24 protein-coding genes, 1 tRNA gene and 1 pseudogene are annotated in these 23,365 nt (G+C 56.6%); 18 read left to right on the forward strand and 8 right to left on the reverse strand.

Annotated features, from left to right (window positions below; genetic code table 11):
- Positions 1–23: 23 nt before the first annotated feature.
- Positions 24–941, reverse strand: a complete 918-nt coding sequence (locus GSVR_RS01915) for a PfkB family carbohydrate kinase (RefSeq protein WP_173201021.1) — start codon at positions 939–941, stop codon at positions 24–26.
- A 166-nt stretch (positions 942–1,107) separates the two neighbouring features.
- Positions 1,108–1,968, reverse strand: a complete 861-nt coding sequence (mtnP, locus tag GSVR_RS01920; RefSeq protein WP_173201023.1) for an S-methyl-5'-thioadenosine phosphorylase — start codon at positions 1,966–1,968, stop codon at positions 1,108–1,110.
- Between the two features lie 601 nt (positions 1,969–2,569).
- Here mtnP and GSVR_RS01925 point away from each other — a divergent pair.
- Complete coding sequence (locus GSVR_RS01925; protein ID WP_173201025.1) at positions 2,570–3,952, forward strand: DEAD/DEAH box helicase; 1,383 nt, start codon at positions 2,570–2,572, stop codon at positions 3,950–3,952.
- A 110-nt stretch (positions 3,953–4,062) separates the two neighbouring features.
- Here the strand turns inward: GSVR_RS01925 and rlmN are convergent, their stop codons facing one another.
- The 3 genes from rlmN to GSVR_RS01940 form a co-directional block, all read right to left on the reverse strand.
- Positions 4,063–5,196, reverse strand: a complete 1,134-nt coding sequence (rlmN, locus tag GSVR_RS01930) for a 23S rRNA (adenine(2503)-C(2))-methyltransferase RlmN (RefSeq protein ID WP_173201027.1) — start codon at positions 5,194–5,196, stop codon at positions 4,063–4,065.
- Between the two features lie 40 nt (positions 5,197–5,236).
- Positions 5,237–6,184, reverse strand: coding sequence for a transglycosylase domain-containing protein (locus GSVR_RS01935; RefSeq protein WP_173201029.1), 948 nt, complete (start codon positions 6,182–6,184; stop codon positions 5,237–5,239).
- A gap of 120 nt (positions 6,185–6,304) precedes the next feature.
- Positions 6,305–7,498, reverse strand: coding sequence for an FprA family A-type flavoprotein (locus GSVR_RS01940; protein WP_173201031.1), 1,194 nt, complete (start codon positions 7,496–7,498; stop codon positions 6,305–6,307).
- A 326-nt stretch (positions 7,499–7,824) separates the two neighbouring features.
- Between GSVR_RS01940 and radA the strand changes: the two genes are divergently transcribed.
- The 7 genes and pseudogenes from radA to GSVR_RS01975 all read left to right on the forward strand — a co-directional run bounded on the left by radA (position 7,825) and on the right by GSVR_RS01975 (position 13,034).
- Entirely contained in the window at positions 7,825–9,174 is a 1,350-nt protein-coding gene (gene radA, locus GSVR_RS01945) for a DNA repair protein RadA (RefSeq protein ID WP_173201033.1), read from the forward strand.
- A gap of 78 nt (positions 9,175–9,252) precedes the next feature.
- Positions 9,253–9,609 (forward strand): RNA polymerase-binding protein DksA, encoded by a 357-nt coding sequence (dksA, locus tag GSVR_RS01950; protein ID WP_173201035.1) that lies wholly within the window; start codon positions 9,253–9,255, stop codon positions 9,607–9,609.
- 33 nt (positions 9,610–9,642) lie between these two features.
- Entirely contained in the window at positions 9,643–11,028 is a 1,386-nt protein-coding gene (locus tag GSVR_RS01955; protein WP_173201037.1) for a GAF domain-containing sensor histidine kinase, read from the forward strand.
- A gap of 9 nt (positions 11,029–11,037) precedes the next feature.
- Positions 11,038–11,113, forward strand: a tRNA-Ala gene (locus tag GSVR_RS01960).
- Positions 11,114–11,498: 385 nt separating this feature from the next.
- Complete coding sequence (locus GSVR_RS01965) at positions 11,499–11,867, forward strand: DUF134 domain-containing protein (RefSeq protein ID WP_173201039.1); 369 nt, start codon at positions 11,499–11,501, stop codon at positions 11,865–11,867.
- Between the two features lie 43 nt (positions 11,868–11,910).
- Positions 11,911–12,402: pseudogene (locus tag GSVR_RS01970) on the forward strand (L-serine ammonia-lyase, iron-sulfur-dependent, subunit alpha); the annotation flags it as partial.
- Positions 12,403–12,587: 185 nt separating this feature from the next.
- On the forward strand, positions 12,588–13,034 hold the full coding sequence (locus GSVR_RS01975; protein WP_173201041.1) for a hypothetical protein: 447 nt from the start codon (positions 12,588–12,590) through the stop codon (positions 13,032–13,034).
- Between the two features lie 160 nt (positions 13,035–13,194).
- Here the strand turns inward: GSVR_RS01975 and GSVR_RS01980 are convergent, their stop codons facing one another.
- Positions 13,195–13,461, reverse strand: a complete 267-nt coding sequence (locus tag GSVR_RS01980) for an HU family DNA-binding protein (RefSeq protein ID WP_173201043.1) — start codon at positions 13,459–13,461, stop codon at positions 13,195–13,197.
- A 597-nt stretch (positions 13,462–14,058) separates the two neighbouring features.
- Here GSVR_RS01980 and GSVR_RS01985 point away from each other — a divergent pair.
- Both GSVR_RS01985 and GSVR_RS01990 read left to right on the forward strand, forming a co-directional pair.
- On the forward strand, positions 14,059–14,970 hold the full coding sequence (locus GSVR_RS01985; protein ID WP_173201045.1) for a cytochrome C: 912 nt from the start codon (positions 14,059–14,061) through the stop codon (positions 14,968–14,970).
- 70 nt (positions 14,971–15,040) lie between these two features.
- Entirely contained in the window at positions 15,041–15,235 is a 195-nt protein-coding gene (locus GSVR_RS01990; protein WP_173201047.1) for a hypothetical protein, read from the forward strand.
- A gap of 158 nt (positions 15,236–15,393) precedes the next feature.
- Here GSVR_RS01990 and GSVR_RS01995 read toward each other — a convergent pair whose 3' ends face one another.
- The gene (locus GSVR_RS01995) at positions 15,394–15,678 is read right to left on the reverse strand and encodes a hypothetical protein (protein WP_173201049.1); all 285 of its coding nucleotides are present in this window, start codon (positions 15,676–15,678) and stop codon (positions 15,394–15,396) included.
- 202 nt (positions 15,679–15,880) lie between these two features.
- Between GSVR_RS01995 and GSVR_RS02000 the strand changes: the two genes are divergently transcribed.
- The 6 genes from GSVR_RS02000 (at position 15,881) to GSVR_RS02025 (ending at position 20,626) form a co-directional block, all read left to right on the forward strand.
- The gene (locus GSVR_RS02000) at positions 15,881–17,032 is read left to right on the forward strand and encodes an acetoin utilization protein AcuC (protein ID WP_173201051.1); all 1,152 of its coding nucleotides are present in this window, start codon (positions 15,881–15,883) and stop codon (positions 17,030–17,032) included.
- 124 nt (positions 17,033–17,156) lie between these two features.
- Positions 17,157–18,065, forward strand: coding sequence for a tetratricopeptide repeat protein (locus GSVR_RS02005; protein WP_173201053.1), 909 nt, complete (start codon positions 17,157–17,159; stop codon positions 18,063–18,065).
- Between the two features lie 264 nt (positions 18,066–18,329).
- On the forward strand, positions 18,330–18,716 hold the full coding sequence (locus GSVR_RS02010; protein WP_173201055.1) for a response regulator: 387 nt from the start codon (positions 18,330–18,332) through the stop codon (positions 18,714–18,716).
- Between the two features lie 5 nt (positions 18,717–18,721).
- The gene (locus GSVR_RS02015) at positions 18,722–19,003 is read left to right on the forward strand and encodes a hypothetical protein (protein WP_173201057.1); all 282 of its coding nucleotides are present in this window, start codon (positions 18,722–18,724) and stop codon (positions 19,001–19,003) included.
- A 43-nt stretch (positions 19,004–19,046) separates the two neighbouring features.
- Positions 19,047–19,910 (forward strand): OmpA family protein, encoded by an 864-nt coding sequence (locus tag GSVR_RS02020; protein WP_173201059.1) that lies wholly within the window; start codon positions 19,047–19,049, stop codon positions 19,908–19,910.
- A complete protein-coding gene (locus tag GSVR_RS02025; RefSeq protein ID WP_173201061.1) occupies positions 19,910–20,626 on the forward strand; it encodes a Smr/MutS family protein in 717 nt (238 codons plus the stop codon). Before GSVR_RS02020 ends, GSVR_RS02025 begins: the two co-directional genes overlap by 1 nt.
- Positions 20,627–20,713: 87 nt before the next feature.
- On the opposite strand, the gene GSVR_RS02030 is transcribed toward GSVR_RS02025, so the two are convergent.
- Positions 20,714–21,175, reverse strand: coding sequence for a hypothetical protein (locus tag GSVR_RS02030; protein WP_173201063.1), 462 nt, complete (start codon positions 21,173–21,175; stop codon positions 20,714–20,716).
- Positions 21,176–21,543: 368 nt separating this feature from the next.
- Here GSVR_RS02030 and GSVR_RS02035 point away from each other — a divergent pair, with 368 nt between their 5' ends.
- The gene (locus tag GSVR_RS02035) at positions 21,544–22,890 is read left to right on the forward strand and encodes a hypothetical protein (protein WP_173201064.1); all 1,347 of its coding nucleotides are present in this window, start codon (positions 21,544–21,546) and stop codon (positions 22,888–22,890) included.
- Positions 22,887–23,360 carry a cytochrome C gene (locus GSVR_RS02040; protein WP_173201066.1) on the forward strand — a complete coding sequence of 158 codons (474 nt, stop codon included), beginning with the start codon at positions 22,887–22,889 and terminating at the stop codon, positions 23,358–23,360. Before GSVR_RS02035 ends, GSVR_RS02040 begins: the two co-directional genes overlap by 4 nt.
- The last annotated feature ends 5 nt before the right edge of the window (positions 23,361–23,365 follow it).

Below are 23,365 nucleotides of genomic sequence, written 5' to 3' on the forward strand. Positions count from 1 at the left end.
GCCGGTGCGGGTAAAGACGCCGCTCACAGCGGCGCGATGTCCCGGAAGCTGGTAAGCGACCTGAAGCTTCTGTAGCGGGCTTCGATTTCCCGGTATTCAAGACGCTTCATGCGCTCCAGACTGAAGTCCTCCACATTGAACGATGCCATAACACTGCCGAACACGATGGCCTGGCGGATGCCTTCCTCGGTCAGGTCTCCGGTGTTGGCCAGGTAGCCCATGAAGCCGCCGGCAAAGGTATCACCGGCTCCGGTCGGATCGAAAACATCCTCCAGCGGATAGGCGGGCGCCGCAAAAACCGAATCGGCCGTGAACATCAGTACGCCGTATTCCCCGCGCTTGACCACCAGGCGCTTGCACCCCAGGGCAATGATCTGGCGGGCAGCCTTGACCAGGTTGACCTCGCCGGTGAACTGGCGGGCCTCCCCCTCGTTGATGACGACGATATCCACCTTCTGCAGCACCTTCCTGAGTGCCTCAGGCTTCGAACTGATCCAGAAATTCATGGTATCGCAGGCGACCAGTTTCGGCGAGGATACCTGCTCCAGAACCTCAATCTGCAGGTCGGGGTCGATGTTGGCAAGGAAGAGGTACTCCGCATTACGATAGCTGTCCGGCAGGTTCGGGCGGAAGGCGGTCAGCACGTTGAGCTGGGTATCCAGGGTCTGGGCCTCGTTCAGGTCATAGCCGTATCGGCCGGTCCAGTGAAAGGTCCTGCCGGGGATGCGCTGGAGGCCGTCAGTATTGATGTCACGCGACTGGAGGAACCGGACGTGTTCCTCGGGAAAATCATCTCCCACCACCGCCACCAGTGATACATCGGTAAAGAAGCTGGCCGAGGTGGAAAAGTAGGTGGCCGACCCGCCCAGAACGTTCTCTCCCCGTCCGAAGGGGGTTTCGACCGTGTCAAAGGCTACGGTGCCGACAACGACGATGCTCATTGAAAAACTCCTTTTTTTGCCACAGAGAACACAGAAAAAAAATTGCGAGAATTGTCGGCTAAGCCATAAAGGGGGATTGCGAGGACTTGTCCGTCAATCCGTTTCGTTAAATGATCCGGTTCTTCCGGTTTCCTCTGTGGCCTGTGTTCTCTCTGGCGGTGAGGTTTTATAAGTATTTCCCTATGATCGGCTTCAGCCGTTCCTTTGCCTCGGCCGGAATGGCGGCACGGTCGGTGATAATGGAGTGCTGCATGGCGCTGCTGCAGGTGCAGGTCCGCTCCCGCTGGATCTCGGCCACTGCCTGGCGGATGATGTTCTTCGCCATGGCCACATTCTGGCAGATCACGGCAATGACCGCCTCCACCGAGACGTCGGCATGGTGCTCATGCCAGCAGTCGTAGTCGGTCGACAGCGCGATGATGCCGTAGCAGATTTCAGCCTCGCGGGCCAGTTTGGCCTCGGTCAGATTGGTCATGCCTATGATCGAGGCGCCCAGACCCAGGTACATGAACGACTCTGCCCTGGTGGAAAAGGCGGGCCCCTCCATACAGATGTAGGTGCCCCCTTTGTGAACCGTTGCTCCCGCAGCGCGGGCGGCGTTGTAGAGCGTATCAGAAAGGGTGCCGCAGACCGGATCGGCAAAGCCGGCATGGGCAACGATGCCGTCGCCGAAGAAGGTGTCCTTGCGGATACCCTTGGTGCGGTCGATGAACTGATCGGGGATCACGATATGTCCCGGGGCAATGGCCTCCTTGAGGCTTCCCACGGCGGAAACGGAGATGATCTGTTCGACACCGAGTTGCTTCATGCCGTAGATGTTGGCACGGTAATTCACCTCCGAGGGCAGGAGCCGGTGCCCACGGCCATGGCGCGGCAGAAACACCATCCTCACGCCGTTCAGTACGCCGGTCACATATTCGTCCGAGGGTGCACCGAAGGGGGTTTCCACTGAAATCCGCTCGACACCCTCCAGCCCTTCGATGTCATACAGACCGCTGCCGCCGATAACGCCTATGGTTGTCGTCATCTATTCTTTCCTTTCAGCGATTGCTGAGTTCACTTCATGGGGAAGTGGCGAAACGCATTGTACAAGGGATTAGACTCTACGGGTTTCAGGGGTAAAATTCAACGATTATTTTCCTGAAAATGCCCGTGTGGATTGGAATTACATCGATTTTCCGACCGGATCATATTTTGATCTGCGGCACCTGTCGGCCGCAACGCCGGCTTGTTTCCGCCACCAAAAAACCGAAGTCAGGGGCCTTCCGGCACGGCGCAGGTCGCAAAGCCTTCATGAAAATAATGGCTTGCGTTTCTGCTGAAATAGCTCTATGCTACCTGTCAGACTGTCACCCGAACAACGGCATGGTGTCCGTTGTTTTCTTTTTGATCATCGCTTACCGACCCCCTGATTCACTCCACTTCTCGAAGTTGGCAGAATGCTTGGCAGGCGAAGATTTATGTGCCTTCACAATGCGGCTTGCGCCTTTGCGCCCCGGCTGCATCTGTTCGGCACTGTACAGCCTGCACACGCAGTACTGCCGTCCTGTCCCGAGGATCAACGGTTGATCCCGCGGCCTGCGTGCGCTCCGGTCCAGACACCGCCAACGCCCAAAAAGGAAAATAGTATGACCTTCGCAGAACTCAACCTCAATCCGGCCATTCTCAAGGCGGTTACCGCCTGCGGCTACACCAATCCCACGCCGATCCAGCAGCAGGCCATCCCGATCGTGATGACCGGGGCTGACCTGATCGCCACTGCCCAGACCGGCACCGGCAAAACCGCTGCCTTCGTCTTGCCCGGCCTGCAGCGCCTGACAACACCTTCCGCCATTCCGGGCAAAGGACCGCGCATTCTGGTTTTGACTCCTACCCGCGAACTGGCCGGCCAAGTCATGGATGCCGCCCGCACCTACGGGCGAGGCATGAGGCTGCGCTGCGGTTCACTCCTGGGAGGAATGCCCTACCGCGAGCAGTTGCGGCTCCTTTCGGCACCGGTCGATATCATCGTGGCCACCCCCGGACGTCTGCTGGACCACCTGGAACGGGGCAGCGTGCGGCTCGACCGCCTGGAGATGCTGATCCTGGACGAGGCCGACCGCATGCTCGACATGGGTTTCAGCGAAGACATGGAAAAGATCGTCGCCCGTGCGCCGGAGACCCGTCAGACCTTGATGTTTACTGCCACTATGGAGAATTCCGTGCTCAGGCTGGCCCAGAAGATGCTGCGCGAGCCGCAGCGCATCGAGCTGGCGGTACGCACTGCTTCGCATGAACTGATCGAGCAGCGCCTGCACGTGGCCGACAGTCTGCATCACAAGAAGGAATTGCTGCGTCACCTGGTCAGCGACCAGAAACTCACCCGTGCCATCATCTTCTCCGCCACCAAGCGGGATGCCGATGATCTGGCCCGTGAGCTGACCCGCGACGGCCATCCGGCTGCGGCGCTGCACGGCGATATGAATCAGTTCGCCCGCAACAAGACCATCGAGCGTATGCGCCGGGGTGGCATCCGCCTGCTGGTGGCTACTGACGTGGCTGCCCGGGGACTGGATGTGACCGGCATCAGCCACGTGATCAACTTCGACCTGCCGCGCTTTGCCGAGGATTACGTCCACCGCATCGGCCGCACCGGCCGGGCCGGAGCGAGCGGAGTCGCCATTTCGTTCGTCTCGTCCTCGGAGCTGAGCTACCTGGAGCGGATCGAGCGCTTCATCGGCAAGCGACTGCCGGAGCAGAACATCGACGGTCTGGCGCCGCTGACCGTGCTGAGGCGGGTGTCGTCGGGCAACAATGCCCGCCGTCCCGGCGGCCCGGGGAAGGGGCGTTATGCCAAGTCTTCCGGCGGCAACGGCGGCAGAAACCAGTCCCAGGGCAAGAGCTGGGGCGGTTCGGCCAAGCCTGGTCGAGCCGGGGCTCCGGGCGCAAGTCGGCCGCAGCGTAGCGCCACCCATCAGCCGGTAATCGAGTACCGTACCCGGCGGGCCGAGGCGATGAAGAATCAGCCGTAACCATTCCCCGATCATCATCGGGACGACAACATGAAAAAAGACCTGCGTGCATTGGCTGCCGCAGGTCTTTTTCGTTCTTCAGGCTGGAGTGCGAGCATGGGAAACAGGGGTTATGCCAAGGGCTCCCCCCCCTGTCCCAGACGTCCCTTCAATTGTCCGCAGGCGGCGGAAATGTCGCCGCCACGGCTGTCGCGGGTGATGACCGTTACATGGCGATCGATCAGGTATTTGTGGAAGGCATCGATGGCGGCCTGGGAAGGGGCCTTGAAATCGCAGCCTTCATGCTCGTTGAAGGGGATCAGGTTGACCTTGTTGGGTATGTCGCTGATCAGGCGCAGCAACCGCTTGGCATCCTCCAGCGTATCGTTCAGCCCCCCCAAAAGGACATATTCGAAAGTCACCTTGCGGCGGCCGGGCAGCGGAAATTCCCGGCAGGCCCGGAGCAATTCCTTGATCGGATAGCTGCGGTTGACCGGCATGATCCGGTTGCGCAATTCGTCGGTGGTGGCGTTCAGGGAAACCGCCAGGTTGACGTTCGGTATCTCGCGCCCCAGACGGGCCATCTGCGGTACCAGTCCGCAGGTCGAGACGGTCACGCGGCGGTTGGAGAACTGCAATCCGTTGCCGTCGATCATGATCTGAATGGCGGGGATGACATTGTCCAGGTTGTGCAGGGGTTCGCCCATGCCCATCAGCACGATGTTGCGGATCTCGGCCTGTGACTGCGAACGGTCGCCATCCTCGTCGTCTCCCCAGATATCATCCGCCGATTGGGGGGTGGGGGGATTGCGGGCGATGTCCCGCCGGACTGCCATGATCTGGTTGACGATCTCAGCCGTGGTCAGGTTGCGGGTCAGCTTGAACGTGCCGGTCAGGCAGAATTCGCAGCCCATGGCACAGCCTGCCTGGGACGAGATGCAGAGCGTGTTGCGCCCCTCGATCGGGATCAGCACCGATTCGACCGCATTACCGTCTCCCAGGTTGAAGAGATACTTGCGGGTGCCGTCGCTGCCCTCCTCGACCGCCTCCGGCTCGAGGTTGCTGATAAAGGCCTTTTCGGTTAGTTCCCGGCGCAGCTCCTTGGAGATATTGGTCATCTCGTCGAAGGTGCGGGCATCCTGCTGGTAGATCCATTTGAAGACCTGGGTGGCGCGGAAGCGCTCCTTGCCATGGCCCAGCAGGAAATGTTCCAGGGCCGGGAGGTTCAGGTTCTTCAGGTCGGTTTTGCATGCGGCTGTTGTCATCGTGCTATCCATTTGCGGTCTAAGTGAAGAAAAATGTTATTTATTGCTTCTCCGGCGCCGCCTCGTGCGGGCCGGCTGCTGGTGCGGCTTCGTTCCCGGCGGGGGGCTCACCATTGCCGGGAATTTTTTCTGTTTCAGTGGCTGGCTGACGGTCAGGCGCGGGTGACGGCTCGAGCGGCTTTTGCGCCGAGGAGGTGGCCGTGAAGATCGCCTCCTTCTGGATGCTCTCATCCACCTTGCGCTGGAGCCGGCCTATATTGGGTGACTGGGCCAGGGCGGTCTGGTATTCGCTCTCGCTGAGCACGCCCTTCTGGCGCAGCAGCCTGAGGATCATGTCGGAACGTTTCAGCACGCGGTCCAGGTTTTTGTACGGGTTGTAGGCCAGCCGCGGGCCGGGCAGCATGGCTGCCAGAAAGGCACATTCCCGCGGGGTAAGAGCCGCGGCGGGCTTGCCGAAGTAGTATTGGGCTCCGTGGCCGATGCCGTAGACCAGCGGTCCCAGTTCGGCCACGTTCAGGTACAGTTCGATGATGCGCCCTTTGGTCAGTTCCTGCTCCATCCGCCAGGCCAGATAGATCTCCTTGACCTTGCGGGTGATGGTCTTTTCGCGGGAGAGGAACAGGTTCTTGGCGGTCTGCTGGGTGATGGTGGAGGCTCCGCGCTTGAAGCTTTTCTTTTCCAGGTCGTACTTGATGGCCTCTTTGATAGCCTTCACGTCAAAGCCTTCGTGCTTGTAAAAATTGCTGTCCTCGGCCAGGATTACGGCCCATTTCATTTCGGCCGGAATACGGCCGGAAGAGGTCCAGTAGCGATTCGTCGGGCCGACGACAAAGGGAAGGTATTGGCCGTGCCAGTCCTTGACCTGTATGGTTGTCGTGTATTTGCGGTTGGCCAGCCCGGACAGCGGCGGCATCAGCCATAAGGATACGCCGACGTAGGCGGCATATCCGACAATCAGGCAGATGAGGGCTATGATGAATCTTTTCACGAATCTGTTCCTTGTTCCGGTACCTGTGCCGGATAAACGCCCTATGAACAAAATCCCCTGGGACAGGCGTTGTCCAGGGGATTTCCGTTGCGCGCCGACGAAGGGAGCCCCCGGGAGAGGTCACCCCTTTTTCAGGACTTCTTCGGCCAGGCTTCTGCCCAGTTCGGAGCATTGTTTCAATGCTTCGGCAGTGGGGGTGAAGATGGTCTTGACAATCGGTTCGGTGACTCTGAAGCCCATTGACTTGAGGCGCTCTTCCGCCATCTTGCAGGCCTCGCCGCTCCAGCCGTAGCTTCCGAACAGTCCCGCCAGATTCGTCTTGAGCTTGACGGTGCTCAGGTATGCCAGCACATCCCACATCGGCTTGGGAATATCCCGCGCGATGGTCGGAATGCCGAAGATCAGGGCATCGGCATCTTCCATAAGGTTTCTGACCTCGTTTGAACTCAAATGGCTGATGTGGTAGCTGCTCACCTCTATGCCGTCGACAGCGGCGCCTTCGGCAACGGACCGGGCCATTATCTCGGTGTTGCCGTGTGGTGAGATGTACAGGATCACCACCTTTTTGGCCCAGGAGGTCGGCTTGCTCCAGCTCTCGAACTGCTCGATCGCCCGCCAGGGAGCTTTCCTGAGAATCGGCCCATGGCTGGGGCAGATCATGTCGATTACATCGTGGCGGATCTTTTCCACCGCCGAAAGTACCTTGTCTTTGAAGGGGCGGAAGATACAGTCGAAGTAGAAATGGCGGGCCGAGGTGAAATCCACATTCTCATCGTTGAAGACCTTGCCGGGAGAACAGTAGTGCGCTCCGAAGGCATCGCAGGTGAAGAGGATGTTCTCTTCCTCCAGCCGGGTGAACATCGTGTCGGGCCAGTGCAGAAATGGAGCGATGATGAAGCGCAGCGTGCGCCCCCCCAGATCGAGGGTGTCGCCATCCTTGACCACCAGCGATTTGAACGGCCGGTGCAGCAGGTTGGTGAGAAAGTTCTTGCCGGCCATGGTGGATACCACGGTAGCTTGCGGGCACTGCTCCAACAGATAGGCCAGGGCGCCGGAATGATCCGGTTCAGTGTGGTTGGCGATGATGTAGTCAATGCCTTCGAGGGTTGTCAGGGCCTTGATCTTGTCCATGAATTCATCGGTCCGCTTTGCCTTGACCGTGTCGATGATCACGGTCTTTTCGGTGCCCTTGAGCAGGTACGAGTTGTAGGTGGTGCCGTGCTCGGTAGGGAACAGGTCATCAAATGTGCGCAGATCCGGGTCTTCCGAACCGATCCAGAAAAGTCCCGGTTTTATCTCTATGGGTGCGGACATCGGAGATCTCCTTGTGGGGAAAAAAGTATTTCCAGAGCCGGCCATCGTTGTGTCGGCCACTGCATATAATATGGCCTTCTACAATAGCAGAGGGCTCAAGTTGAGACAAGCTGCAAGTGAGCATCTGTTGCTGGCCATCCTGCATGTGCGTGAGCCGGCGCAGAGGTCTTGCAGGACATAAGATTGCCGTGCCGATAAAAAACCCGGCACAACTCATTAATATTATAGTATAAACCATATTTGTCAAAACAGCGCCATTGATCCGCGCCGGTTGACACCGGCTGTGGCAGCTTCTACAATCAATAAGATAGATGCAAGGAGAGGGCTTGAAACAGAAAACCATATTCACCTGTCAGAAGTGCGGCTGCCAATCTCCCAAGTGGCTGGGAAAATGTCCCGATTGCGGTTCATGGAACAGCATGGCCGAAGAAGTTACCGCTGCAGTGGGCGCGGTTTCTCCGGGAGCGGAGCGTTCACGCCCGATACCGATCTGTGATGTCCCGGCACAGGTGGAATCCAGGCTTGTCACCGGCATTGCCGAACTGGACCGGGTCTTGGGCGGGGGAATCGTTCCCGGCTCGCTGGTGCTGATCGGTGGCGATCCAGGCATCGGAAAATCGACGCTGCTGCTGCAGGCCATGCATAATCTGGCAGAGGGGAGCGGCCCGGTTCTGTATGTTTCAGGGGAGGAATCCGCATCGCAAACCCGCTTGCGAGGGGAGCGGCTGAAGGCCTCCCATCGCCAGTTGCTGGTGCTGGCGGAAAACTCGCTGGAGGCGATCCTGGGCCACGCCGCGACGCTCAAGCCTCGGGCGATGGTGGTCGATTCGATCCAGACCATCTGGACAACAGCTCTGGAGTCGGCCCCGGGCAGCGTCAGCCAGGTGCGGGAGTCGGCCGGCAAACTGATGATGATGGCCAAGGGCAGCGGAGTGCCTGTCTTCATTGTCGGACACGTTACCAAGGATGGCGCCATTGCCGGTCCGCGTGTGCTGGAACACATCGTCGACACGGTACTGTACTTCGAGGGGGACGGCAGCCACCCTTTCCGTATCCTGCGGGCCGTCAAGAACCGTTTCGGTTCCACTAACGAGATCGGGGTGTTCGAGATGAAGCAGGAGGGGTTGTGCGACGTGCCCAACCCGTCCGAGCTGTTCCTTTCGGAACGGCCGCTCGGAGCATCGGGGTCGGTGGTAACCACCTCCCTGGAAGGCAGCCGTCCTTTGCTGGTGGAACTGCAGGCCCTGGTGACGCAAACGTCTTTCGGTGTTCCCCGCCGTACCACCATCGGGGTGGATCACAACCGTCTGGCGTTGCTGGTGGCCGTGCTGGAGAAGAAGGTCGGCATGCACCTGACCGGTCAGGACATTTTTCTGAATGCCGCCGGAGGCGCCCGGCTGAACGAGCCGGCTGCCGATCTGGCCATGATCATGGCGGTGGCTTCCAGTCATCTGGACAAGGCGATCGCTCCCCAGACCGTGGTGCTGGGGGAGGTGGGACTGGCTGGCGAGGTGCGGGCCATCACGCAGCCTGAGCAGCGTATTGCCGAGGCTGAAAAACTGGGATTCAAAACCTGCATTCTGCCGGCAGGCAATCTGAAACGGCTCAGAAGTGGAAAAATCAAGCTGCACGGTGTCTCCTCGGTCGATGAGGCGATGCAGCTGCTGATTCAGTGAACTCTCATTTTTTTACTGGACTTGAACAACGGGAGTTACTAAAATTATAGAATTCACGCCGAAGTCAGGAGTTGTGCTATGAATGCGGAAAAGCTGGAATTTTTCAGAAACGTGCTGAGCGAAGAGATGAAGACGCTTTTGAGCGAGGCTGGCAAGACCGTTACGGAGATGACGTCTGATTCATCCAATTTCCCTGACCCCACCGACAGGGCCACCCAGGAATCAGATCGCAACTTCGAATTGCGCATCAGGGATCGAGAACGCAGGCTGATCAATAAGATCAAGGATGCGCTTGAGCGCATTGATAGCGGTGAATTCGGCATTTGCGAGGAATGCGGTGACGAGATTACCGAAGCTCGTCTCAAGGTGCGGCCGGTCACCACACTCTGCATAAACTGCAAAATGGAAGAAGAGCAAAAGGAAAAGCGTTTGTAGCTTCTGCATCTTCACTCCTGGCAGCGGGTGCCCATGGCTGACGTCAGTACCCCTCATATCGGTGCAGCAGACAAAAAACTCAACGAGCTGGCTCTGCTGTACCAGTTCAGTAATACCCTCTTGTCCACCATCCGCCTCAACAAGCTGACCCATCTCATCCTTACCGCACTTATTTCAGGTCCATCCCCGATATTCGAACGCGCAATGCTCTTCATGCGCAACGAGAAGACAGAGGTCTTGCAGGGCATGCTGGGGGTGACTCCGGACGCCGTCGAGGGTCTGGTTGTTGTCGGCGAGAGTGAAACATCGCTCAGCAGCCGCTGGGATATCAGCGATGAAGCCATGGCCCATCAGCGGGCCACGGAATTTTGCTGCCGTGTAAGGGTTACCCGGATCGAAATTGATGAACAATGCCCGCTGATCAGACAGGTAGTTAAAGAGAACCGCCTGCATTACGCCGATCAGCCTGATGACGGCGAGCTTGGCTGTCCCGCCTGCGGAGCGATCAGGAGGCTGGGAGTCTCTGTTTTTGCGGCGGTCCCCCTGTTGTCACGGGACAAGAACCTCGGCATGATCGTGGTCGACAACCCGGTTTCCGCAACCCCGATCAGCCTGGACGACCTGCATTTCCTGAAGCTGTTCGCCAGCCAGGCCGGCATGGCGATCGAAAATTCGATGCTTTACAACCGCATTGAAGACGCCCATTCCAATCTGCAGGATGCCCGTGAACGGCTGATGCATGGGGAGCGGCTGGCTGCGATCGGCGAGATGGCTGCCAATCTGGCACATGAGCTGAAGAACCCGCTGGTAACCATCGGCGGATTTGCGGGAAGATTGCTCAAAGCATTGCCGGATGAAAGCCGGGAGCATCGCTATGCCGACACGATCGTTAGGGAGATCAGCCGCCTGGAGAAAATGCTGGCCGACATCCTGGCCTTCTCCCGCAAGCCGACCATCTGCTACAATTACTGCGAACTCGGTGAAATACTGAGAGAATGTCTCGAAAATTGCGCCACCAGCCTGGAGGATAACAATATCCGCCTGAACGCCTCGTTTGGCGGCCATCCCTGGCCTGTTCTGGGGGATGCCTATCAGCTCAAGCAGGTTTTTCTGAACCTGATGCTCAATGCCTGCGAGGTGATGCCGGATGGCGGCGACATCCAGGTGGCGGTGGAAAAGGTAATTCTTGACAAAGAGCATGTTATGGTTAGCATAACTGATACCGGCGGTGGTATTTCACCGGAGATGCTGCCGAAGATCTTCAATCCATTTTTTACTACCAAACGCCATGGCACCGGGCTCGGCCTGGCGATAGTCAACCGGATACTTTTGAATCACAAAGGGACCATTGAGGCGGCCAACGAAGGAAAAGGCGCGGCTTTCAGGGTCACCTTGCCACTGATGGAACTGGCTGAATAAAAAACATACGGGGATGTAGCTCAGCTGGGAGAGCGATGCGTTCGCAACGCATAGGTCGACGGTTCGATCCCGTTCATCTCCACCAATAAAAACGAGGAGCTGCGATTGTTTCCGCACTCCTCGTTTTCATTGTGCCCTTCAATAAAAGTCCCGCCACTCTTAATTCTTCTTCCCATTTTCTGTCCTCTCCGAAATCCCTGACTTTAAAAGCATCCCTCTTGTCGTCAAATGCCATTGACGGGAAATGCCAATAGCGGTAATGTGCATATACACAAAACACGGAGGTTATGTACCATGCATAAAGCAGAAGACACAAGGAGCACTGCCGACGGTGTTGAGGCACCTTTGAAAGACCGACTGACGGATGAGGGGAAGAGTCACGACTCATGCTCCGGGCATGGCAGGAAATGTTGCGGAAACCATCACACCGGACACGGCTGCTGCGGTAAATAAGTAAGGAGCGTTTATCCATGGCGCCGCGTCCCAAAAAGAATCGCATCTGCAATTGCCAGCTCCGTGAGTGCCACAAAAAGCTGTTCAAGCCGGCCGGTTCCAGGCTCTCTGATTTAGAGGTGGTGTGTCTTGATCACGATGAGCTGGAGGCATTCATTCTCTGTGATGACCGGGAACTCAACCAGGAGGACGCCGGACGGCACATGGGCGTATCCCGCGGTACAGTGCAACGGCTCTTGGCCAGGGCTAGAAAAAAGGTTGCCTCTGCGCTGGCAGAAGGAAAGGCGCTGTCGATTGCACCTGTCCGGCATGCTGTTTCACCGCCGACGTGTACAGTCCATGACACTTCCTCCTGTTCCCAGGATTGCGCGTCAGACACTGTCTGACATCCCACGAATCCACCCCAAAGGTTTAGCCTTCAATGAACATCTCGTCCCGTACTGTGTAGGCATGGCGAACTCCATTCCCGAAACCACAATTCTGAAGAGCATCGGACTTTCCCATCTGGTAAATGCATATATCAAGAGTGTTACCGGCGATCTTGCACCTATCTGCGGTTGCGCCATCGCCGCAGGAGCTGGGGCTGCCGTTGCCATGGTCTACCAGACCGCGGGCAAGGACATGCATGCGATCAATCTGGCGGTCAATACGCTGATAAGCGATCTGGGAGGCATGCTGTGCGATGGTGCCAAAGGAGGCTGTGCGCTCAAGGTGGTCAGTTCCGTCGATTCCGCCATACGCGCCGCATACATGGCACTCAATGGCCACGGGATTACGGATGAAGAGGGGTTTGTCGGAAAAAGCGCCGAGTAGACGATCAGGCACATGAGCACCATTGGCGAAATCGGCATGTCTCAGGTGGATGAGATAATGCTGGGAATTATGCTTGGCAAGAAAGGAGCCAGGTCGTCCCTCGGTTGAGTTTGCACCTCGACGATTATGGCTGACTCCATCAGCAGGAAAGCGGGAAGTGCCCTTATTGTGGTGCTCCCCGCTTTTTTTTTGCCCTCTTCGGGAGCATTACGTCCCGAAGCGGTTGCCAGTCAACGGTTTGGAGGTATGCTTAACAGACATACTGGTGTTCAGTTCGGGTCAGGAGGTGCCCAGTGGGTTCGTCCCTGCGTGTGAAATCAAATAATTCCCTTAACGGTAATAACCCCTGGTATGGGGTGACTGTTCCGGAAAATGCTTCCCTGAACGTGGCACATGAACGCATCGTCGAGGTTACCGCTCGTGCCTTCAGCCACTTCTCGGAAAATGGATCGGCCACGCCTGAATACGGAAAACGGCTCACGAGGGAGCTGATGGCACACATGTCGCTGCTTTTGGTGCGGAAACCGGAGCATGTACTCTGTGCCCTGGAGGTCCTGCTCGACAATTACCGGTACTATTGTCGCAGGGTCAAGGAATGGACGCTTCTGGACATGACGATCGAGATGCTTGTGAAAAACAGCGAGTGCCACTCGCCAGAATGTGTCGAAATAGTGTCAAACATCCGGGCGCTGGTGGAAAGGCGGGCATTGATGGCTCTCCTCGCCGGCCCGTCGGCATAGGCACTGGAGAGCGCATCGGAGCATAAGGGCCGGCCGCCGGATATTGTCTTCATATCCGGCGGCAGCGTTCACAATGCCCGGAAACAACAGCGGGGAACCCATCAAGAGGTTCCCCGCTGTTGTTTCCGGTGGTGTTGTCCACCATGTGATTCGAGGTGGCTTAGAGCCCCTTCAGGTCCTTGCCGGCGCTGAATTTCCCGCTCTTGGAGGCTGCAATCTTGATTTCAGCCCCGGTCTGCGGGTTGCGGCCGGTGCGTGCTGCACGCTCGGATACGCTGAACGTGCCGAATCCGGGGAAGGTGACCTTGTCGCCGGCTTTGAGAAGTTCAGCGACGGTACCGGTGAAAGCGTCGACGGCTTCGGCTGCTGCAGCCTTGGTCAAGCCTGTTTTGGTTGCTACTGCTGCTACAAATTCTGCTTTGGTCATATGGTGTTGCCTCCTTGTGTTGATGGCTGGCCGTTCTCAGAACTGGCAGTCCAAATTACTGGCAACCCTGGTGGGCTGCCAGATTTTATCAGGTATAAGATTGAGGTTCTTTTTGCACCATTTCTGGCACTCGGACTTGAGTCTGAACTGCAGTGCGTGCTGCACGTTCCTCGTTACATAGTTTGTAAAATCACCGAAAGGTTCCGGTTTTTCTATTGCAAAAATCCCGGGCAGGCTTGCTACCTCGGGAATCCAAACGTATTTCCCTGCGCTCATTCCTCCAAAAAATCCTTCCTTTACCGGTTCAGGTCGTAAAGACGCAAAAACGGGGGGCTTGATGAGCTCCCCGCTTCGCCAATGCTTGTTAGTGCCTTGTACTCACAAGCGTGTATGACGTGATGTATAGCATGCAACCTCCCAGATATCAAGCGGCCTTCGTTCAAAATCCTTTTATAGCTTTAAAAAATGCTAATAAGGTCAGTTGACTTTGCCGAAATCGATTGTTTAATTGTGTGTGAATCTTAACAAAGCAACGATGACGACCGCCTGCAGGATCGAGCATCGGAGCAGTTCATAAGACCGCAAAGGGGATAGCTCATGAAACCACCACAACGGGATCGCTTCAGAATATTCCGGGCAGTCTCGGCATCGGCGGTACTTTTCCTGCTGATTTTTTCCGGTTTCATTCAGCTGTCTGCGGTAAGACAGGCAGAATCGGCACCCACTGCGGCCCAGCAAAGCCTCAGCGGCCAGGTCGTTGCACTGCCAAAAGCGTCAACCGCCCTTTATGCGGCTGAGCCGGAAGCGCTGACTACGGTCCAGTGCGGACAGTGCCATATCTCCATTTTCAGAGATCTCAAGATCGATGGTGGTCGACACAGATTTTCCTGCCAGGAATGTCACAAGAAACTCCACGAATACAATCCGGTGAAGGGGAATTGGCAGGAGCTGATGCCCAGGTGCGGAAATTGCCACGCCACCCCCCATGGCGAAAAGCTGGTTGCCTGCACGAACTGCCACGACAATCCGCATGCCATTGCCAAAGTTCCCCTGTCCAAAGCCATGCTGGACTCATGCACGATATGCCACCGTGAGGCCGGCGAACAGTTGCAGAAGTTTCCCAGTGCACACAGCAAGCTGTCCTGCAACGCATGCCATACGAGCCACGGATACAAGCCCGATTGCAGCGCCTGCCACAAGCCCCATCTGAAGGACCAGGATTTCAAAACCTGCACTCCGTGCCATCCGGTGCATATGCCGCGCGAGATCGTTTTCAAGCAGGACGGGGATGTCAGGACATGCAGTGCCTGCCACAGCACGATATACGAAAAATGGAGCAAAACGCGGAGCAAGCATGGGCAGGTCAACTGCGCATCATGCCATAAAAAACACCGCTCCGTACCGAGCTGCGAGTCCTGTCATGCCAAGCCGCATAACGAGCAATTGCTTCAGAAATACCCGAAGTGCCTGACCTGCCATCAGGACGCGCACGATCTGCCGGTCAAGTGATCCGACCGGGGTGCAACAGGGACTGAACGATCTCAGGGTGTCACAAAGCCCACTTCCGAAAGGAGCAACAATGGATAGAAACACCATCATGTACATTCTGAAAGAAATCATCAAATTGTCCGACAACATCGAAACAAAGCTGATTGCCATCAAGAACAATGTCAGCGACGAAAACTCTGCCGATCATGAATACATCGAAAATATCCAGAGTCATGTCGAGGAGATACGGTATACGATAGCCGACTATAAAGCCGAGATCCAATGAGAAGTATTCGATAGGCGCCTGGTCTGTGGGGACAGGCGTCGTGTTGCATGGCACCTGAGTGAATCTGCTGGGGATGGGGGTGGATTGCACCATTTCTGTGGTGGACAGTGTGACAGATCAGGGGACGTGCATCAACCGGCGGCGGAGTGGGAAGCGGATCAGCGATCGGCTATTTTCACTATCCAGCCCTCGTCCCTGCGCTCGATCGAATCGATGGTGCTGTTTGGAGGAATGGCGCGCATGGCTGCTTCGAAGGTAGTGCCGGTATACATGGTGCGATTCTGACACTGGGCGTCGTCGTCGATTGCAGCATCAGAGGGCTTGGCAACGGGTTTTGCCGCAAGTTCGGCAAGGGCTTTCTGCAGTTCCAGCAGGCTGTCCTCGAGTTTCGTAAGGTTTTCCCGCAGGTACAGCAGACGAAGTTCGTTGAGTTGATCGCCCATGTCATACCTCCACGTTGAGTATATCATTGCAGATTCCACTCGCAAGGCGTCCACCGAAACATATCATCTTCGTTGCCACACAGCTCAGCCCTTCCGTCGATCGTTCTCCGGTCCCACGTTCCGCCATGATTGGCCATAGACGGATGTATGAAAATAGTGCACTATGGCCCGCACCGGTTTTCAGTAATGCCAAGGAACAGTCGTGCCTGTCCCCCGCACTGCCCTGATATATTCGCCCCTGTTTGGAAGCTACAGTTACGGCGATGATCATCCCTTCAAACTGCAGCGCTATCATCTCGCTCGTGATCTGATGGATGCCTATGGGCTGTTGGATCTGCCGGAGATGGAGATCCGCGATTGTCGTCCGGTGGATGAACAATTGGTTCTCAGCTTCCATGACGCGGCCTACATCGATCGATTGAAGGAGTTCAGTCTGTCGGATGAGCCCCGGGCCGATTTCCTTTTCGGGCTGGGTGATGCCGACTGCCCCGTCTTCAAAGGACTGTATGAATGTGCCGCCCTGGGGGCCGGAGCAACCTGGGAGGCGGCACGCCTGGTTGAAGAGGAGGGCTTCGAAGTCGCCTTCAACCTTGCCGGCGGTTGGCATCACGCCCATCGTAGCCGGGCCTCGGGATTCTCCTATCTGAACGATGCGGTACTGGCGATAAACTGGCTGGTGGCTCGTGGCCGGCGGGTCGTGTATCTGGATATCGACGCCCATCATGGCGACGGTGTGCAGGAGGGTTTCTACGACAGCGACCAGGTACTGACCATCTCGCTACACGAAAGCGGTATCTACTTTTTTCCCGGCACCGGTTTCGAGGAGGAAACCGGCGAAGGACGTGGATGCGGCTATACCGTCAATCTGCCGTTGATCGCCCATACTGACGATGCAATATACATGAAGGCCTTCGACGAGATCGTCTATCCGCTGATTGCCGCCTATGATCCGGATGTGATCGTGACCCAGATCGGCGCCGATACCTTTCGCACCGATCCGCTCACGCGCCTGGAGATCACCACCCACAGCTACGGATATATAATGCGCAAGCTCAAGGCGCTCAAGATCCCCTGGGTGGCGCTGGGCGGCGGCGGATACGACCTGATGAACACGGCCCGGGCCTGGAGCATCGCCTGGGCCGTCATGAACGGTGTCGAACTGGACCCACGCCTGCCCGATTCCTTTGTCAGAAAGGTAAAGCCGCTGGGATATCCTCACCGGGCCCTGCTCGATGCAATGCACTGGTCCGAAGAGCAGGAGCGCAATATCGCACTGGAAGCTGCCGAGAAGAGCATCGCCAGAATAAAGGAGCTGATTTTTCCGGTGATAATCGGAAGGTACAGCCCCGCGTGAGGATTCCGGGCAGTTCCTTCCAAATGCCGCACACCACAGGCGGCATTCGACGTGTGCCTATCTTTGCGGATTTTCGTTTTCATATGAAGGCACCACAAACTTTCATACTGCACAGGATAAACAAATGAACGCCACTACCGAAGCTGAGCCCACCCGCCTGAAAGGCATCCGCTATTTTTCGCCATCGGCCGGATATGTCCTGACAGGTCGGGATGGCCTTGTCCACCTTCCTTGGGAAGGCCGGCCCCCCATCCCGCTCCTGGAGGAGGAATATCCGGCGGCGGAGAAGGCGGGAGGGCCTGATTACGACATGGTCGGACGCGGCATCTACCAGGCTTTGCGGCTCGATCCCGAGTGTGCTTTCGCCGTACACTATGCGGAAGTGCTGAAGGAGGCCTATCCCCACATCGTTTCTGAATTGGGGGGGCAGGTCATCATGCTTGAGGCTAAGGAGGTCGATACTCCCTATCTCGATCGTAAGATCAATTTTCTCAAGATCCTGTCCTTGCTGGATCAGGACAATCCCGGCTTATTGGTTGAGATCGCGGTTACATTCATGGAGAGGGGATCGCGCCTCTCGACCTTGCACCTGGCCGTGGACAGCTGGTACCAGGCGGAGAAATATCTGAAAAAAGCCCTTGAGCTCGATTCGGGGCTGCACCATGCGGCCTATGCCTATGGAGAAACGCTCTATGTGCTGGGACGCTATCAAGCCGCGGCCGAAATCTGGCAGAGTGTCGCTGCCGGCTTCGGTGTGGAGGAAAAACGTCGGTTCGAGGCCCGCATCGCTTCGATTCTTTCCGGCAGGGTTCCACTCGTGCCGCCAGTGGATTACCTTACGGCTCTTTCGGTGGCGGTGGAGCAGCATGATGCCGGACATAACGACGAGGCAGCCGCCATCATTGAGGATGTGCTGGCGGACCAGATATTTGCCGAGCAGTTTCCGCTGAGCGAAATCTATTATCTGCTCGGAACCTGTTACCAGGAATTGGGCTTGGCTGCCGAGGCGGCCGAGGCCTTCAAAAGGTCATAGAAGGTAAAGGAGTCAATATGTTCGGTTTCAGCATGGCGGACTGGATTTTTATCGGATTTATCCTGGCGGTAATCTATGTATGCGTTGCCATTAGCGCCTGGATTCAAAAAAAGAAGGGATGATATTCTCGCCTGTTATTGAACGGCAACCGGTGCCGGTGCTCGGATTTCCTGATGCGCCATGCGTGTCGCAATCGGTGCTTCCCCCTTCCCTCTCCGGTTTTTTGTTTCAAGCCTTGTCGAAAATCAGCTATAGTGGGGCATTATGGGCCGAATTCTGCTGATTGATGATGACCAGGGCTTCACCAGCTTCCTCTCCGGCTACATTCGCGAAACCTACCCCCTGCTGCAGGTGGAGATCTGCAATAATCCCGTTACCGCCTTGCACCGCATAAAGGCCGGTTGTTACGATCTGTTGCTGATCGATCTGGAGATGCCATCCCTGGATGGCCTCAAACTCCTGGGATTCGCCATCCAGGCCGGCATGGACAAGAACCGGATCGTGATCCTCTCCGGGAGAGAGGCGGACGTGCTGCACCAGCTCTGCCCCATGGGTACGTGCCTGGCCGTGCTGAACAAGTTCGAAGCCCGGCAGAAGGCTGTCCTGGACATGATCTTCAGCTCCCTCCAAAAGAAATCCGGAGGAACCTGACAGGCATGACCGATCTGTCCGAAACTACCGCCGCACCGATGCTGATCGTAACCCTGCTGTGCCGCAAGCCCATGGCGGCTGTCCCGCCCATGTGCGCCACGTCCGGCACGAACTCCCCGCTCTTACCGCTTGCCGCGCATGCTTCCTCGATATGTTATGCGGAAATAACGCAGATTCCTGGGCTGACCCTGCTCGAGCTGATGGTTGCATCGCTGTCGGCTCCATTCTACCGGTGCCGGGCTTTCGCCGCCAGAACGGGCTTCCTCCGCCCTGTCGCCTTCTGTTGATGCAATGCATCGTATCCATGTACCACCCATAAGGAGAGACTCCATGTTGAAGCGCATCATCTATCTTTCAGCGGCATCCCTGACTGTTATCGCCCTGAACGGGTGCCTGGTCGCGGAGAGCAGGTATCTGCAGAAGGTCGGGGAAGCCGATACCCTGACCCGCGAGCTCGACGACCTGAAGCAGCAGCACGCAAAGCTGACATCGGAGAACAATGCCCTGAAAGGCGAGTATGACAGGCTCAAGGGCGAGGCAGGCGGTCTGTCACGGGACAAGCAGGCACTGGCAGGGGAAAAGAAGGAGTTGGAGAGTCTGTTGGCTGCCAAAACCGACACCTTGTCCCGCAGCATCAGCGATCTGCGTCAGAAGATGGCAGCCCTGGAAGCGGAGAATCAGGGACTCAGAACAGATATAGCCATGCTGCAAAAGACCAAAGAAGAGAAAGTCCGTGAGGTCAGTGGCACCTACGAGCAGTTGCTGCAGAACATGAAAAACGAGATTGCCCAGGGCCAGGTGACGATTTCCGAGCTCAAGGGCAAGCTGACCGTCAACATGGAAGCGGCAATTCTGTTCGATTCGGGCAAGGCTGACATCAAGCCGGATGGGTTGGTGATTCTGCAGAAGATGGTGGACACCCTCAAGGGGGTACAAGACAAGGCGATCCGCATCGAGGGCCACACTGACAATGTCCAGATCAACGGTGCGCTGACGCGGATTTTTCCGACGAACTGGGAGCTTTCGGCTTCGCGTGCCATCAATGTCACCAAGTATCTGCAACAGCAGGGACTGGATCCCACAAATCTCTCTGCCGCTGCTTTCGGTGAAAACAGGCCCGTGGCCGACAACGACACCAGGGAAGGGCGTGCCAAGAACCGGCGGATCGAAATCACGCTGGTGGCCAAGGACTGATGGCCAGGAAGAAAGCGCCGGAAAACAGACCGAAGGAGGCGCCTTTCCGCGCCACCCCTTTCAGCGCACTCAAGGGGATCAGCATATCTGCTCCTCCGGCTAAGCAGGAACCTTCACGGCCGCCTGTGGTGCAGCCACCGACTGCCATCACCGACGATAGCGCGCTATTTCTGCAGGCCATGGAAGGGGTCCGCAAGGTCGATGGCGACCGTAAGGGGGCTGATGGAGCCGAGGCGAAAAAGACGCGGCCCGATACGGTGAAACCGCCTGTTGCCGTTCCGGCAGAAGTCGATCGGGTTGAACGCGAAACGTTCGCTCAGGCAATTGGCCGCCTCAAGCTGGACAAGACCTTCAGCGAGCAGGTGCCCGAGGACGAAGAATTGAAGCCCTTGGGGGGCAATCGTCTGCGTCAGTTGAAGAGAGGTGTCATAACCCTCGATCGGCAGCTCGATCTGCATGGCCTGACCCGTGAGGAGGCATTGGAAGCGCTTTCACGCTTTCTGAAAAGTGCTGGTGCGCATGGAGAGAAGGCGGTCCTGGTTATTACCGGCAAGGGCAATAATTCCCCCGGAGAGCCGGTATTGCAGCAGGCCGTGGCAGGCTGGCTGAGGGAAACCGGCCGCCAGTTCGTGGTGGAATTCGCGCCAGCACCGCGCGAGATGGGTGGCAGCGGAGCTTTCGTGGTGTTTTTGCGACCAGTCAAGCCAATCGTTTGAAATGGAGAACGGAAATTTAAGGAAATAGCCCCGGTTCGCCAGGGCTTATTATTTTGGAGAGAAAATTCGGCCAGTCGATAAGCGTTTTCATTCCCCTTCTGCGGCCCTCCTTGCTTCTCTTGCCTGTCGGCGCTGCTCTCTTCTTGCTTCCCTTTCGAAAGAATTCTTCTGAGGCTGCGGTGCTACGACCTGCGGCTTGATGCTGACCGTCTCATCAGGTTTTGCCTTCTGTACGATGGCGGCGGGCTGAGGCTGTTGTGGCGGCGTCGGCACTTCCGGCTTGGCTTGGGGGGAGGTGGGCTGGGCTGCGGACTTAGTTTGAGGAGTCGTTGTGAAATCTGCCTGTTCCGGATACAGTGATTTGGCTCTGGCCCGATACCGGGCAGGAATTTCGTAGGCTTTATTGGCGTAATGCGTGATACCTGTTGTATCGGTCCAGGAGTAAACCATTCCATAGGCGGCGGAATTGGAAATGAGTATCAGAAAAACAAATAGATTTTTTCGCATCGCTTTTGTATCTCTTTCGCTGAATGATAAAGATGTCTTCACCGGCCAAGGATCTACTTTTTTCGTACAGCAGAATGCATGGCCATGGCAAACGAATTACAGCAAGTATATAAAATACTCCGGATCGGCCGACAGCGGGCAAGGAGCCACATGCAAGGGTGGGTGAGCCAAATCGCGTACAGGGCACAGCCGATGTCGCCATATGGCTTGATGGGTTGTTCTTCATGCACAGGAAGTACCGGAGATAAGCGTTTGTTTTTTACATGAATACGTTCTTGGTCTCCTCTATGCGCTGCTTGGCACATTTGTAGCAGGGCGTCAAAGGTTCGTCCATCCGCTAATTCCAGAGAATTCGTTAGTATAAAAAACACTTGTTATGTATGTGCTTACTTCAGGATAGGAGGGCTTTTATGAAAAAACTGCTTTACCATTTGTTGCCGGCATTATTGCTGTCGGCCATGCCTGCCGCTGCCCTGGCAGACACCTCGGTTGATTCAACGACTATCGTGCGATTTTTCCAGGATGGCCGTACCGGTTCCACCAAAGATTTCGTAGCGCCGGCAACCGAGTTTCTGACCCTTGACGCTGACAAGCTCGGGGATGGCAAGCTCTCGGTGCATCTGTACGGGTGGGGGCGTGTGGATCTGGCGGACAAGAGCTTCAACAACAACACCTTTGATGGTAGCATCACCTATGCCTACGCCAACTACCGCTTCGATCAGGCCAATGCCCAGATCCGTGCCGGGCGCTTTTTCGTCAACGAGGGAATCGTCAACGAGCAGGTGGATGGCCTTAGTGCACGGACCGACCTGCCTCTGGGATTCGGTATTTCCGCCTTTGGTGGCGCTACCGTTCACACCGCTCATATGGCGAATGAAAGTACCGACGGCAAAGGTGATGGCATCATAGGTGGGCGGTTGAATTACCGCTACAAAGGAATGTTGGAGCTGGGAGTATCCGGCGTGTATGAAAGCGATGCCCCCCATCTCACCAGCCCTGCCAATATAGCGCTTGAAAACGAGGGTAAGTTCGGCAGTCACAGGCTCGTAGGGGGCGATGTATGGTTTTCTCCCCACCGTGTTTTCGACATCATGGGGCACACCAGCTACAACACTGAAACCAAGGCAGTCGCCGAGCACAGCTATCTGCTGAACGTCAGGCCAATCAGCAACCTGGTCTTGACGGGCGAATTCAACGAATACCATAACCGCGACATGTTCTTCAGTTCGATCCTTTTTGCCAGCATGGTCGACCGGCTGAACGAGCGCTCCCGTTCCATTGGCGGCCGCGCATCCTATGAGTTCAACAAATTCTTCGAACTCAGCGGTGATTACAAACACTATACCCGGGATATCGGTCAAGCCGATCGTTTTGGCGGCGATGCCCGCCTGACGTTGCTCGACAAAACTGTTCGGGCTGGCCTCGGCTACCATTATCTACGCTCGGGCGCCAACTTCGCCCTTTTTCCCGCGCCGAACGCATCCGGTTCCTTCCACGAAGCGCGTGTCTATGCCATGCATGATACCAAGGGATATTTCTCCGCCATTGACGCCATCGGTTACTTCTTCAAGCAGAATATCAACGGCAGGCCGAGCGCCTGGGAAGTCATCGGTTCGCTGGGCTACCATATCACCCCTGCGCTGGCACTCTCTGGTGATATCAGCTACGGCCAGAATCCGCAGTTCGTTGATGAGTTGAAGGGGCTGATACGACTGACATACAACATGAATTACGCGTCAAAAGGAGGCTCGAAATGAAACGCTTCACCATGATGTTCCCTATCCTGGCTCTGGCCGGGTTGCTTGTTACGATTGCGGCCTGTGCCCAGATGAAAACCTTGCCGAGTCTTCCGGCCTCCCATCCTGAAGAGCTTGCCGCCGGGCGGGTAAGCTGCGCTGAGTGCCACGAGGATCAGCAAAAGGGGACCATGAAGCCGTTTGCCAACTTCAACCATACTACGGCGTTCGTTAAGAACCACCGTTTCTATGCCTCTTCGGACGACCGCCTTTGCGCCACCTGCCACAAGCAGGCATTCTGCAGTGACTGCCATACCAACCAAGTGGAAATGAAGCCTTCCATAAAATATGGGTACCGTCCCGATCGCGAAATGCCTCACCGCGGGGACTTTCTGACAATTCACAAGATTGAAGGCAAGGTTGACCCGTCCAGCTGCTATCGTTGCCACGGCAGGGCCAACAATGCACGCTGCATAGCCTGCCATCGATAGGAGAA

The organism is Geobacter sp. SVR (genome assembly GCF_016865365.1).
Classification (GTDB): domain Bacteria; phylum Desulfobacterota; class Desulfuromonadia; order Geobacterales; family Pseudopelobacteraceae; genus Pelotalea.